This is a genomic window from Streptomyces sp. CGMCC 4.7035 (assembly GCF_031583065.1).
Classification (GTDB): domain Bacteria; phylum Actinomycetota; class Actinomycetes; order Streptomycetales; family Streptomycetaceae; genus Streptomyces; species Streptomyces yaanensis.
In genome coordinates this window covers 79,225-92,493 of sequence record NZ_CP134053.1, presented here as the reverse complement: position 1 = coordinate 92,493, position 13,269 = coordinate 79,225, and the positions used below count along the sequence as shown (strand labels likewise).

The following is a 13,269-nucleotide window of genomic DNA, read 5'->3' as shown; positions in this document are numbered from 1 at the left end:
CGGGGCAGGCGGGAGTTTGACGACAGGGCCTAGGACCCCGTCGGGACTACTTCGGCTGCGGCTTCCGCACCGACAGGTGCAGTTCCTTCAGCCGCGCCTCCTCCAGCTCCGTCGGCGCGCCCATCATCAGGTCCTGGGCGTTGCCGTTGAGCGGGAAGGCGATGGTCTCGCGGATGTTGGGCTCGTCGGCCAGCAGCATGACGATGCGGTCGACGCCCGGCGCGATGCCGCCGTGCGGCGGGGCGCCGAAGCGGAAGGCGCGCAGCATGCCGGCGAACTTCTCCTCGACGGTCTCACGGTCGTAGCCCGCGATCTCGAAGGCCTTGAGCATGATCTCCGGCTCGTGGTTCCGGATCGCGCCGGAGGACAGCTCGACTCCGTTGCACACGATGTCGTACTGCCAGCCCAGGATGTCCAGCGGGTCCTGGGTCTCAAGGGCCTCCAGGCCGCCCTGCGGCATGGAGAAGGGGTTGTGCGAGAAGTCGATCGCGCCGGTCTCCTCGTCCTTCTCGTACATCGGGAAGTCGACGATCCAGCAGAAGCGGAAGACGCCCTCCTCGAAGTGGCCGGCCCGCTTGGCGGCCTCCACCCGCACCGCGCCCATGATCTTCGAGACCTCGTCGAACTCGCCCGCGCCGAAGAAGACGGCGTGGCCGGCCTCCAGGCCGAGACGCTCGGTGAGGACCTTGACGTTCTCCTCGGTGAGGAACTTGGCGATCGGGCCGGTCAGCGAGCCGTCCTCGGCGACGCGGACCCAGGCCAGGCCCTTGGCGCCCTGCGAGATCGCGTACTCGCCGAGCTGGTCGAAGAACTTGCGCGGCTGGTCCTGCACGGCCGGGACCGGCAGCGCGCGCACGTGCTTGCCGGCGAACGCCTTGAACTCCGAGCCCTCGAAGACGTCGGTGATGTCCACCAGCTCCAGCTTGGCGCGCAGGTCCGGCTTGTCCGAGCCGTACTTCAGCATCGCCTCGCGGAAGGGGATCCGCGGGAACGGGGACGTGACGTGACGGCCGCCTCCGAACTCCTCGAAGATCTCCGTCATCAGCTTCTCGATCGGCTGGAAGACGTCCTCCTGCTCGACGAAGCTCATCTCCACGTCGAGCTGGTAGAACTCGCCCGGCGAACGGTCCGCGCGCGCGTCCTCGTCACGGAAGCAGGGCGCGATCTGGAAGTAGCGGTCGAAGCCCGAGATCATCAGCAGCTGCTTGAACTGCTGCGGGGCCTGCGGCAGAGCGTAGAACTTGCCCGGGTGCAGTCGGGAGGGGACGACGAAGTCACGGGCGCCCTCCGGGGAGGTGGCGCTGAGGATCGGCGTCGCCATCTCGTTGAAGCCCATCGCCGCCATCTTGTGGCGGATCGTCGAGATCACGGACGTACGCAGCAGAATGTTGCGGTGCATGCGCTCGCGGCGCAGGTCCAGGAAGCGGTACTCCAGGCGCCGCTCCTCGTTGACACCGTCCTCGGTGTTGATCGTGAAGGGGAGCGGGGCGGCCGCGCCCAGCACCTCGACCTCGCCGACCTCGATCTCGATCTCGCCGGTGGGCAGCTCGGGGTTGATGTTCTCGGCGCCACGGGAGACGACCTTGCCGTCGATCCGGACGACCGTCTCCTTGGAGAGCTTGTCCAGCGCCTCGTACGCGGGCGTGCCGGGGCGGGCCACGAGCTGCGTGATGCCGTAGTGGTCGCGCAGATCGATGAAGAGGATGCCGCCCAGGTCGCGCCGATTGTGCAGCCAGCCGCTCAGCCGGACGTCGCTGCCGACGTCAGAGGCGCGGAGCTCGCCGCAGGTGTGGGACCTGTACCGATGCATCGTCGTTCATCCAGTCTTCGCGGATCGGGGTCTTTCCGGGGGTCTCGCCCCGGCGCCTCCGGGCTGGCACGGCCCGGACCTACCAAGGGTACCGGCCGCCTCAAGATCCCCTCTCCCTCATTGTTCGCCTCGCCTCATTGATCGCCTTCCCTCACACGCGCCTCGCCCTCACCGACGCCTCCCCCTCGCCGACGCCTCCCCCTCGCCGACGCCTCTCCGTCATCAACCGCGGGCGCTTCCTGAAGATCCCCTATTTCTTACCTTCGGTGGCACCGTTCGATCACCTCTTCTTAGAGTGGGGCAATGCGCACTGGTGAGCCCCTGCCCGCCGTGGGGGACGTCCTGGCCGGCCTCGCGACCGGCCTGTGGCGCTACGACGCCGCCGCGGGGCTCGTCACTCTGGACGCCGAGGCCGCGCGGCTGGTCGGGCTGCCCGCGGAACCGACGACGCTCACGGAGGCGGGAATCCGGGCGCGGTTCCACCCGGTCGACTGGAACGAGGTCGACGGAGTCGTCCAGCTCGCCCTGGCCGAGGGCACCATCGCCGAGGTCCGCATGCGGATCATGGACGAGCACGGGCGGGTGCTCCGCGTCGTCCGCAGCCGCTCCAAGCCCTCGATCGACCCGCGGACCGGGGATTACGAGCTGTTCGGCACCCTCCAGGAGGTCACCGACCCCTCCCCGAGCGCCGCCGTGCGCTCCCCCGTCGTCGGCGACTGGCGCCGCTCGCGCGAGGCCTTCCTGCTGGACGCGGGGCGCGCGCTGGCCGAGGCGCGCTCGACGGAGGAGGTGCTGCGGGTCGCGGCCGGGCTGTCGATGCCCGGGTTCTCGCCGGACGGGCTCGCGGTCTTCGGGGCCGAGGGCGACCGGCTGACCGTCATCGGTCACCACGGACACAAACCGGGGGACGAGGACCCCTTCACCCATATGTCGCTGGACACGGACTACCCGGCCGCCGAGGTCGTCCGCACCGGCCGGGCCGTCTATCTGTCCTCACCCGAGGAGTACAAGACCCGCTACCCGGTCTCCTGGCCGCTCGCCGCGCACTTCGACCGCCAGTCGTGGGCCTTCCTGCCGCTCACCGTCGCCGGGCGCACGATGGGCGCGTGGATGGCGGCGTTCAAGTACCCCGTCACCTTCACACCCGACGAGCGCTCGGTGCTCACCACGGTCGCCCGCATGCTGGCCCAGGCGCTGTCCCGCGCGGGCGCCGCCGAGTCGGAGCGGGAGCTGACGGACGGGTTGCAGCGCTCGATGCTGCCCACGCTGGGTCCGCAGATCCCCGGTATGAACGTGGCGGCGCGCTACATACCGACCGGCGGCGGGCTCCAGGTCGGCGGCGACTGGTACGACATGATCCAGCTGCCGGGCGGCCGCTTCGCGCTCACCATCGGCGACGTCCAGGGCCACGACGTGCGCGCGGCGGGGCTCATGGGCCAGCTGCGCATAGCCCTGCGCGCGTACGCCTCCGAGGGCCACCGCCCGGACGCGGTCCTGGCGCGCGCCTCGCGGTTCCTGCACGGGATGACGTACGGCGAGGACGGCGCCGACCTGCGCTTCGCGACCTGCCTCTACGTCGAGGTGGACCCGGCGACCGGGACGCTGGAGATCGCCCGCGCCGGCCATCCCGACCCCGCCATCCGTATGGCCGACCGGACGGTGCTGACACGGCCGACCGCGGGCGGGCTGCCGCTCGGCATCGACCCGGACGCGGACTACCCGACCACGCGGCTCGTCCTGGAGTCCGGCGAGACCATGCTGATCTGCACGGACGGGCTGATCGAGACCGGCGGGCACGACCTGGACACCGGCTGGCGGCGGATCCGGCGGATCCTGGAGGAGCACGACGGCGACCTGGAGGAGCTGGCGGACGCGCTGGTCCAGGCCGTGCACGGGCCCTCCTCCCACCACGCCACCGGGCCGCTGACCGACCGCCGCGAGGACGACATCGCCGTCCTGCTGCTGTGCCGGGTGGGCGAGGGGTGCGGCTGCGGCGACACGGTCGGTCTGCGGCCCCGGGTGCGCCGCATGGCGCTGACGGTCGCGCAGACCGAGCCCCATCGGGTCGCGGGGGCCCGGCAGCAACTGCGCGAGCTGCTGCACGACTGGTCCTCCGAGGAACAGCTCGACTCGGCCGTGCTCCTGATCTCGGAAATGCTGACGAACGTTCTCGTCCACACCGACACGAACGCGCTTCTCGTCGCCGAGGTCTCGGGCGGACGGGACGGCTCGGGCGGACGGGACGGCTCGGGCGGACGCCGGCTGCGCGTGGAGGTCACGGACGCCAGCGACGACCTGCCACACATGCGGCACCCGGGTGAACTGGCCTCGTCCGGACGCGGCCTGATCCTCATGGAACTGCTCGCGGACGCCTGGGGGGTGGATCCGCGCGGCGAGGGCAAGAGCATCTGGTTCGAGCTGTACGAGGAGCCCTCGAAGGACGACGGGAGCAACGGGGAGTGGGCCGACGGGCAGTGACTACGCCCGCGGCGCCGCCTCCCCGTCGCCGTCTCCGTCCCCATCCCCGTACCCGCCGTGCCCGTACCGCGCCCGCAGCTCGTGTGCGACGCCGAACGCCGCCGCCGTCAGCGGTACGGCCAGCAGCATCCCCAGGATCCCGGCGACCGACGCCCCCGCGGTGATCGCCAGCAGCACCGCCGCCGGGTGCATCCGCACCGTCCGGCTCTGGATCAGCGGCTGGAGCACATGCCCCTCCAGGACCTGCACGGCGAGAACCACGCCGAGCGCCCACAGCGCGATGACGAACCCGCGGTCGGCGAGCGCCACCAGGATCGCGACCGCGCCGGAGATGAACGCCCCGAGGTAGGGGACGTACGCGCCCACGAAGACGAGCGCGCCGAGCCCGACCGCCCCCGGGACGCGGAGGATCAGCAGCCCCGCGGTAATACAGAGGGCGTCGATGAGCGCGATGAACGTGGTCCCGCGCATGAATCCCTCGACGGCCTCGAAGGCCCGCCGCGCCATGGCCTCGACGGTGTCGGCGGAGCCGCGCGGGGCGAGCGAGCGCAGCAAATCCACGGCCCGGTGCGAGTCGCGCAGGAAGAAGAAGACGAGGAACAGGGCCAGTACGGCCATGGCGATGGACTCGCCGACGACACTGACCCCGCTGATGACGTTGGAGGCGGCGGTCCCGCCGAACTTGGTCAGCAGCTCCTTGGAGTTGGAGGCGAGGTCGTCCAGTGAGGTGCCGGCCGCCCCGAAGTGTGCCGCGAGCGTCTTCGCGGCCCGTTTGAGCGAGGAGACGATCTGGTCGCCGGTGTCGATGAGCGCGGCGACGACGATGTACACGGCCCCGCCGACCACGGCCACGACGGCGACACAGGTGATCCCGGCGGCGAGCGACCGGTGGACGCCGACCCGTACGAGCTGCCGGTGCAGCGGCCCGAGGAGCGCGGTCCCGAGCAGCGCCAGCAGCACGGGGACGACGGCCGTACGGAACTCCCCGCACAGCCGGATCCCGACCCAGCCGACCCCGGCGACCAGCAGGACGACGGCGCACCAGGCGGCGAGCCGGCGTACGGGGTCGGGGAGGAGCTGCACGCCCCCAGCCGATCATGCCGAGGGCGGGCTGTCCTGTGCGGACGGCCCGCCCGGGTGAGACGGCGTCAGACCGTGGAGGGCGCGCGGCCCTTGGTTCAGGCGCCCTGAGGGCCGCTCTCGTTCATCCCGTGCACGGCCGGGATCGAGCCGAGACGTCCCTTCTGGAAGTCCTCGAAGGCCTGCTGGAGCTCCTCGCGGGTGTTCATCACGAACGGGCCGTAGTGCTGCATCGGCTCACGGATCGGCTGGCCGCCCAGCAGGACGACCTCCAGGTCCGGCGTGTGGGAGTCCTGCTTCTCGTCCGCGCGGACGGTGATCGAGGAGCCCGCGCCGAACACCGCGGTCTGGCCGAGGTGGATCGGCCGCCGCTCCGCACCGACGCTGCCGCGGCCGGCCAGGACGTACGCGAGGCCGTTGAAGTCCTCGCGCCACGGGAGGGTGACCTCCGCGCCGGGCGCCACGGTGGCGTGGATCAGGGTGATCGGGGTGTGCGTGACACCGGGGCCCTGGTGGCCGTCGAGCTCACCGGCGATGACACGGATCAGCGCGCCGCCGTCGGGGGTGGTCAGCAGCTGGACCTGACCGCCGCGGATGTCCTGGTAGCGCGGGGCCATCATCTTGTCCTTGGCGGGCAGGTTGACCCAGAGCTGGATGCCGTGGAACAGGCCGCCGGACACGACGAGCGACTCCGGCGGGGCCTCGATGTGCAGGAGGCCCGAGCCCGCGGTCATCCACTGGGTGTCGCCGTTGGTGATGGTGCCGCCACCGCCGTGGGAGTCCTGGTGGTCGAAGACGCCGTCGATGATGTACGTCACGGTCTCGAAGCCGCGGTGGGGGTGCCACGGGGTGCCCTTGGGCTCGCCGGGCGCGTACTCCACCTCGCCCATCTGGTCCATCATGATGAACGGGTCGAGGTGGCGGTAGTGGATCCCGGCGAACGCACGGCGAACCGGGAAGCCCTCTCCCTCGAAACCGCTGGGCGCGGTCGTGACACCGAGCACGGGACGGGCCACCGCATCGGCCGGCGCGGCCACACGAGGCAGGGTCAGCGGGTTCTCGACGGTCACTGCAGGCATGTCGGTACCTCCTTGTGCTCTCACTTTAGTTGACGATTGAACTTTCTGCCACCCCACAACGCCGGAAGCCCGGAGGAGATTCCCTCCGGGCTTCCGTTGGAGAAGCTGGACCAGTCGGGCTGGACCAGTCGGGCTGGACTAGTTGGAGAAGTACAGGTACTTCCACGCCCCGTACGTCGTCGAGTTCACGCTGTCGCCGGACGAGCCGTTGACGTACACCGACCGCATCCGCGCCCGGATACCCGACTCACCGGGTGCCTCGAGACTCACGGCCGACTTCCCGTTCGAACCGACCGGGAAGTACTCCGAGCCCGCCGAGTACCACGAGCCGCCGTAGTACACCTGGAGGTCGAAGCGCTGCTGACGGCCCGGGTAGTAGGTCATCGTCGTGGTCAGCAGCGGGTCGGTGTTCTTGTGGAACCAGTAGTACGACGTCGAGCCGATCTTGGCCGTCTTGTAGTGCCTGGAGACGGCGGTGGAGACCTTGACGCGGGCGTACGCCGTGACCTTGACCGTCTTCGGCTTGTACCGGGAGTCACCCGCGAAGACCGCGCTGACCGCCGTGTCGCGGGTCATGTCCAGGGTCACGGACAGGTTGCCGCTGGAGTTGACGGTGCCGGACTTCACCAGCTTCTTCGGCTTGTCCGCGCCGAAGGGGTCCGCATAGATCGCGACCTTGCGGTTCTTGTACGTCGTCCCGAGGTGCGCCGTGAACGTGACGTCGGCGCCGTAGTTGTACAGCTTGCCGTTGTTGTTCAGGGTCAGCGAGGTCGCGGCGCGGGAGACCTCGACCTTGGCGGAGGCGGTGGCCGAGGTGTGCTCGGCGTCGCCCGCGTACGTCACCTTGTACGTGACCTTGCCGCCGGCCGGCGGGGTGTCCGTGAAGGAGTACGTGCCGTCCGCCTTGACCGTGACGGCCGCGAGCGCCTTGCCGCTCGGGCTGTCGAGGTCGGTGCGGGTGACGGCGAGCTTCGCGCCCGTCGCGAACGGAACGGTGGCCGAGAGCTTGCCGGTGACCGTGAGTGTCTTCGCCCGGGTCGCGGAGGCCGGGGCGTTCACGGTCAGAGTCGGCACATTGAGAGCCGGGCCGGTGAACGCTTTGAGCGTGTAGCCGTTGTCAGTGCCGACCACGGCGAACAGCCGCGAGGAGTCCGGGGCCCAGGCCACCTGGCCCACGTTGTCGTCGCCCGTGTCGAAGCGGCGCACCGGCTCGGTGGCGCCCGGCTTGTAGACGGAGACGCGCTGGAGCGAGGACTGGGCGATCAGACCGCCCGGAGAGACATCGGCCTTCCACCCCGTGTCCGCGAGCTCGCCCGCCGGGGTGAAGGTCCCGTTCGCGTAGGACAGCCGCCGCGAACCTCCCACGAGTACTTCGGAGGTGCCGGGTACGAGGTCCACGTCCGCCCCGAAGTAGGCGCCGCCCTCGCTCTTGGCGACCACCTGCGGGGTGGCGCCGGAGACGTCGAGCACGTTCGTCGCGCCGGGGCTGTCGCCGCTGTCGGTGAAGGACAGCAGGCCCGGCATGGTCGGGTCCGCGTCCAGGAGGGCCGCGTTGTAGTACGGGGCGACTTCCCCCGGAAGCTGCCCCAGGGCCACCGCGGCCGCCACGTCGGTGGCGGTGGGGTCGACGGAGCCCAGGTTGCCGTGGAAGGCACCGTCCTCGCCCGTGATCCGGTACGAGAACCACAGCCGTCCGCCCGCGAAGGCCACGGCGCGCGGAGTGACGCCCGCGCCGAGGGCGTAGCGCGTCCTGACCTCGAGGGTGGCCGCGTCGAAGGCCACGATCTCGTGGCTGCCCGGCAGAGCCGCGTAGAGCGTGGCGCCGTCGGCCGAGAGCGCGAGGTCGCTGACGTCGCCGAAGCCGACGTTCATGTCGACCAGAGTGCCGCTGTAGTCGGTGGCCATGACCCGGCCGTTGGCCCGGTCGGCGACGAAGACCCGCTGCACCGCGCCGTCCGCGACGAGACCGACGGGCTGGGTGAGCGTCGCCGGCTGGGCCGACGCGGTACCGGCCGCGACGACGCTCAGCGCCGCCGAGCTGAAGAGGACCGCGAACGCCGTCGCGGCCGAAGTGGTGCGCATGCGCACAGTGATGAAACCCCCACGAAAGAACCCGGGATCGCCGGGAGATGAGAGCGCCGCGCGGCACCCGGGCGCGACCGCGGAAGAGCGGTGGCGCACGGGGCGCGGCTGCCTGAGGGCACCCTATGGCATGGCTGTGACAAACACGGAGCGGATTTCCGCAGCGCCGGATGGGCGGGGCGCATCCAACGCCGGACGGGCGGTCAGCGGCCGGCGCCGCACCGGCGGTCAGCCGTACATGCGGCGCATGGCGAACTCCACCATCTGCTCGACCGCCTTCGCGTCGAACACCATCCGGTGCTCCCCCTCCATGTCGAGGACGAACCCGTACCCGGTCGGCAGCAGGTCGATCACCTCGGCGCCGGTGATCACGAAGTACTTGGACTCCTTGCCCGCGTACCGGCGCAGCTCCTTGAGCGAGGTGAACATCGGGATCACGGGCTGCTGGGTGTTGTGCAGCGCGAGGAAGCCGGGGTTGTCGCCGCGCGGGCAGTACACCTTGGACGTGGCGAAGACCTGCTGGAAGTCCTCGGCCGCCATCGACCCCGTGGTGAACGCGCGGACGGCGTCCGCGAGCGACGGCGGCGACGGCTCGGGGTAGAGCGGCGGCTGCTGCCCGTACCCGCCGGGCATCTGCGCGCCCGGCATCTGCTGCCCGGGCATCTGCTGCTGGGCCGAGGCGTACTGCTGCTGCTGCCCGCCCGCGTTCTGGTAGCCGTACATGCCCCAAAGAGTAGTGGGCCACATATGGGCCATCAGGGGTTGATTCTTATTACCGACGGGTAGCATCATCGGAGCTACTGGTTGGTATGTGAACGAGATGCGAGGAGTCAGTGCCTCGCCGATCCCTCTAGGGAGCCGTCGCCATGGGGCACTACAAGTCGAATCTCCGCGACATCGAGTTCAACCTCTTCGAGGTGCTCGGCCGCGACAAGCTGTACGGCACCGGCCCGTTCGCGGAGATGGACACCGACACCGCGAAGAGCATCCTCGAAGAGCTCACCCGCCTGTCGGAGAACGAGCTGGCGGAGTCCTTCGCGGACGCCGACCGCAACCCGCCGGTCTTCGACCCCGAGACGAACACCGCCCCTGTCCCGGCGGCCTTCAAGAAGAGCTACAAGGCCTTCATGGACTCCGAGTACTGGCGCCTCGGTCTGCCCGAGGAGATCGGCGGCACGACGGCTCCCCCGTCCCTGATCTGGGCCTACGCGGAGCTGATCCTCGGCTCGAACCCGGCCGTGTGGATGTACTCCTCCGGCCCGGCCTTCGCCGGGATCCTCTTCGACGAGGGCAACGAGGTCCAGAAGAAGATCGCCCAGATCGCGGTCGAGAGGACCTGGGGCTCCACCATGGTGCTCACCGAGCCGGACGCCGGCTCGGACGTCGGCGCCGGGCGCACCAAGGCCATCCAGCAGGAGGACGGCTCCTGGCACATCGAGGGCGTCAAGCGGTTCATCACGTCCGGTGAGCACGACATGGAGGAGAACATCCTCCACTACGTCCTCGCCCGCCCCGAGGGCGCCGGCCCCGGCACCAAGGGCCTGTCCCTCTTCCTCGTCCCGAAGTACCTCTTCGACTTCGAGACCGGCGAGCTGGGCGAGCGCAACGGCGTCTACGCCACCAACGTCGAGCACAAGATGGGCCTGAAGGCCTCCAACACCTGCGAGATGACCTTCGGCGACCGCCACCCCGCCAAGGGCTGGCTGATCGGCGACAAGCACGACGGCATCCGCCAGATGTTCCGCATCATCGAGTTCGCCCGCATGATGGTCGGCACGAAGGCGATCTCCACGCTGTCCACCGGCTACCTGAACGCGCTGGAGTACGCCAAGGAGCGCGTCCAGGGTCCGGATCTGGCCAACTTCATGGACAAGACCGCGCCCAAGGTCACCATCACGCACCACCCGGACGTGCGCCGCTCGCTGATGACGCAGAAGGCGTACGCGGAGGGCATGCGCGCCCTCGTCCTCTACACCGCCTCCGTCCAGGACGCGATCGCGGTCAAGGAGGCGAACGGCGAGGACACCTCGACCGAGCACGCGCTCAACGACCTGCTTCTCCCCATCGTCAAGGGTTACGGCTCCGAGAAGGGCTACGAGCAGCTCGCCCAGTCGCTGCAGACCTTCGGCGGCTCCGGCTTCCTGCAGGAGTACCCGATCGAGCAGTACATCCGCGACGCGAAGATCGACACCCTGTACGAGGGCACCACCGCGATCCAGGGCCAGGACTTCTTCTTCCGGAAGATCGTCCGCAACCAGGGCGCCGCGCTGAACTCCCTCGCCGAGGACATCAAGAAGTTCCTGGCGCTCGGCACCGGCGGCGAGGAGCTGGCCGGCGCCCGCGAGCACCTGGCCAAGGCGGCCGTCGAGCTGGAGGCCATCGTCGGCCTGATGCTCACCGACCTCGCCGCCACCGAGCAGGACGTCAAGAACATCTACAAGGTGGGCCTGAACACCACCCGCCTGCTGCTGGCCTCCGGTGACGTGGTCGTCGGCTACCTGCTGCTGAAGGGTGCCGCGATCGCCGCCGAGAAGCTGGAGACGGCCTCCGCGAAGGACAAGGCGTTCTACACCGGCAAGATCGCGGCGGCGAAGTTCTTCGCGGCCAACGTCCTGCCGGGCGTGACCCTGGCCCGCAAGGTGGCCGGGGGCGTGGACCTGGACCTCATGGAGCTGGACGAGGCCGCGTTCTAGGTCCGCCCGGCCGTGGGATGCCGTCGTCACAGACGTCCGTAGTCGGCTGACCGGACCCTGTCCGTCCGGTCAGCCACAACCCTCCACATCCCCCTTACGAGGGCCCGCTCCCCATCACCGGGAGCGGGCCCTCGTACGTCGTTAAGGTGAACCCATGAGCACAAGCCCCCACGCGCCTGCCGCCGCCGCCCCTCCGGGGAACGCCTCGCGCGCACCTCGCGCCTTCGGCCGCAGCCACACCGACGACCTCATGTCCTTCCTGGCGGCCAGCCCGTCGCCGTACCACGCCGTGGCGAACGCCGCCGAGCGGCTGGAGAAGGCCGGCTTCCGCCAGGTCGCGGAGACCGACGCGTGGGACGGGACGAGCGGCGGCAAGTACGTGCTGCGCGGGGGCGCGATCGTAGCGTGGTACGTCCCCGAGGGCGCCGACCCGCACACCCCGTTCCGGATCGTGGGCGCGCACACCGACTCCCCGAACCTGCGGGTGAAGCCGCGGCCGGACACCGGCGCGCACGGCTGGCGGCAGATCGCGGTGGAGATCTACGGCGGCCCGCTGCTCAACTCCTGGCTGGACCGCGACCTGGGCCTGTCCGGCCGGCTGTCCCTGCGCGACGGCTCCACCCGCCTGGTGAACGTCGACAGACCGCTGCTGCGCGTACCGCAACTGGCCATCCATCTGGACCGTTCGGTCTCGGCCGAGGGGCTGAAGCTCGACAAGCAGCGCCATCTGCAGCCGGTATGGGGCCTGGGCGACGACGTGCGAGACGGCGACCTCATCGCGTTCCTGGAGCAGGAGCTGGGCCTGGCCTCGGGTGACGTGACGGGCTGGGACCTGATGACCCACTCCGTCGAGCCGCCGGCCTATCTGGGCAGGGACAAGGATCTGGTGGCGGGCCCGCGCATGGACAACCTGCTGTCGGTGCACTCGGCCACCGCGGCGCTGGCGGCCGTGGCCACCTCCGGCGCCGCCCTCTCGTACATCCCGGTGCTCGCGGCCTTCGACCACGAGGAGAACGGCTCCCAGTCGGACACCGGCGCCGACGGCCCGCTGCTCGGCTCGGTGCTCGAACGCTCGGTCTTCGCGCGGGGCGGCTCGTACGAGGACCGGGCCCGCGCCTTCGCGGGCACGGTCTGTCTGTCCTCCGACACCGGCCACGCCGTCCACCCCAACTACGCGGAACGGCACGACCCGACGCACCACCCCCGTGCCAACGGCGGCCCCATTCTCAAGGTGAACGTCAACAACCGCTACGCCACGGACGGTTCAGGCCGCGCGATCTTCGCGGCGGCCTGCGAGAAGGCGGACGTTCCCTTCCAGTCCTTCGTCTCGAACAACGCGATGCCCTGCGGCACCACCATCGGCCCCATCACGGCGGCCCGCCACGGCATCAAGACGGTCGACATCGGCGCCGCGATCCTGTCGATGCACAGCGTCCGCGAACTGTGCGGCGCGGACGACCCGTTCCTGCTGGCGAACGCGCTGGTGGCGTTCCTGGAGGGCTGAACCACCCGGCCGCCGTCACCGTCCCCCGGGTGGCACCGCACCGCTGCTCGCCCTTGGCCGGCGCGTAGTCGGCGCGTGGCTGGGGCGCGGCATGCTCGTGGCTGGCGCGTAGTCGGCGCGCGGCTTGCCCTTGGCCGGCGCGTAGTCGGCGCGTGGCCGACGCGCGGCTCGCGCGCAGCTCGCACGGGCGAGCGATCAGGCGGCATGCCCGCCGCCCTCCCGGGTACCCGGGCCCGGGGCCGGAAGGACCGGCCCCACAGGGAGGGCAGGACTCATGGGCCTGGGTGGATGCATCATCCTGATCGCTGTGGGGGCCATCCTCGCGTTCGCGACCGACTGGCACATGAACGGCGTCAACGTGCAGCTGGTCGGCTTCATCTTCATGATCGTCGGGCTGATCGGAGTCGCCACCTTCAGCAGCATCGCCCGCCGCAGGCGGGTCGTGGTGCCGCCCACCCCGGTGATCGACGAGGAACGGCACCATCACCGGGACGGGTACGGCGACGGGTACGGGGTCTAGCCCCGGCCCCGGCCGGACCCGCC

At 70.3% G+C, this 13,269-nt stretch carries 9 protein-coding genes; 4 read left to right on the top strand and 5 right to left on the bottom strand.

Annotation, left to right across the window (positions count from 1 at the left end; genetic code table 11):
* Positions 1–46: 46 nt before the first annotated feature.
* Positions 47–1,810 carry an aspartate--tRNA ligase gene (aspS, locus tag Q2K21_RS00405; RefSeq protein ID WP_310763032.1) on the bottom strand — a complete coding sequence of 588 codons (1,764 nt, stop codon included), beginning with the start codon at positions 1,808–1,810 and terminating at the stop codon, positions 47–49.
* Between the two features lie 303 nt (positions 1,811–2,113).
* Here aspS and Q2K21_RS00400 point away from each other — a divergent pair, with 303 nt between their 5' ends.
* Positions 2,114–4,288, top strand: a complete 2,175-nt coding sequence (locus Q2K21_RS00400; RefSeq protein ID WP_310763031.1) for an ATP-binding SpoIIE family protein phosphatase — start codon at positions 2,114–2,116, stop codon at positions 4,286–4,288.
* On the opposite strand, the gene Q2K21_RS00395 is transcribed toward Q2K21_RS00400, so the two are convergent.
* The 4 genes from Q2K21_RS00395 to Q2K21_RS00380 all read right to left on the bottom strand — a co-directional run bounded on the left by Q2K21_RS00395 (position 4,289) and on the right by Q2K21_RS00380 (position 9,252).
* The gene (locus tag Q2K21_RS00395) at positions 4,289–5,371 is read right to left on the bottom strand and encodes an AI-2E family transporter (protein ID WP_310763030.1); all 1,083 of its coding nucleotides are present in this window, start codon (positions 5,369–5,371) and stop codon (positions 4,289–4,291) included.
* Positions 5,372–5,466: 95 nt separating this feature from the next.
* Complete coding sequence (locus tag Q2K21_RS00390) at positions 5,467–6,447, bottom strand: pirin family protein (RefSeq protein WP_310763029.1); 981 nt, start codon at positions 6,445–6,447, stop codon at positions 5,467–5,469.
* 138 nt (positions 6,448–6,585) lie between these two features.
* Complete coding sequence (locus tag Q2K21_RS00385; RefSeq protein WP_310763028.1) at positions 6,586–8,529, bottom strand: Ig-like domain repeat protein; 1,944 nt, start codon at positions 8,527–8,529, stop codon at positions 6,586–6,588.
* A 228-nt stretch (positions 8,530–8,757) separates the two neighbouring features.
* The gene (locus Q2K21_RS00380; protein ID WP_310763027.1) at positions 8,758–9,252 is read right to left on the bottom strand and encodes an SseB family protein; all 495 of its coding nucleotides are present in this window, start codon (positions 9,250–9,252) and stop codon (positions 8,758–8,760) included.
* A gap of 143 nt (positions 9,253–9,395) precedes the next feature.
* Here Q2K21_RS00380 and Q2K21_RS00375 point away from each other — a divergent pair, with 143 nt between their 5' ends.
* The 3 genes from Q2K21_RS00375 to Q2K21_RS00365 all read left to right on the top strand — a co-directional run bounded on the left by Q2K21_RS00375 (position 9,396) and on the right by Q2K21_RS00365 (position 13,246).
* The gene (locus Q2K21_RS00375; protein ID WP_310763026.1) at positions 9,396–11,222 is read left to right on the top strand and encodes an acyl-CoA dehydrogenase; all 1,827 of its coding nucleotides are present in this window, start codon (positions 9,396–9,398) and stop codon (positions 11,220–11,222) included.
* Positions 11,223–11,376: 154 nt separating this feature from the next.
* Positions 11,377–12,726, top strand: coding sequence for a M18 family aminopeptidase (locus Q2K21_RS00370; protein ID WP_310763025.1), 1,350 nt, complete (start codon positions 11,377–11,379; stop codon positions 12,724–12,726).
* 274 nt (positions 12,727–13,000) lie between these two features.
* Complete coding sequence (locus Q2K21_RS00365; protein ID WP_310763024.1) at positions 13,001–13,246, top strand: DUF6458 family protein; 246 nt, start codon at positions 13,001–13,003, stop codon at positions 13,244–13,246.
* Positions 13,247–13,269 lie beyond the last annotated feature (23 nt).

Coding starts and splice junctions, on each gene's coding strand:
- Q2K21_RS00375 (WP_310763026.1), top strand. CDS start 9,396: ATGGGGCACTACAAGTCGAATCTCCGCGACATCGAGTTCAACCTCTTC.
- Q2K21_RS00380 (WP_310763027.1), bottom strand. CDS start 9,252: ATGTACGGCTACCAGAACGCGGGCGGGCAGCAGCAGCAGTACGCCTCG.
- aspS (WP_310763032.1), bottom strand. CDS start 1,810: ATGCATCGGTACAGGTCCCACACCTGCGGCGAGCTCCGCGCCTCTGAC.
- Q2K21_RS00390 (WP_310763029.1), bottom strand. CDS start 6,447: ATGCCTGCAGTGACCGTCGAGAACCCGCTGACCCTGCCTCGTGTGGCC.
- Q2K21_RS00370 (WP_310763025.1), top strand. CDS start 11,377: ATGAGCACAAGCCCCCACGCGCCTGCCGCCGCCGCCCCTCCGGGGAAC.
- Q2K21_RS00400 (WP_310763031.1), top strand. CDS start 2,114: ATGCGCACTGGTGAGCCCCTGCCCGCCGTGGGGGACGTCCTGGCCGGC.
- Q2K21_RS00385 (WP_310763028.1), bottom strand. CDS start 8,529: ATGCGCACCACTTCGGCCGCGACGGCGTTCGCGGTCCTCTTCAGCTCG.
- Q2K21_RS00365 (WP_310763024.1), top strand. CDS start 13,001: ATGGGCCTGGGTGGATGCATCATCCTGATCGCTGTGGGGGCCATCCTC.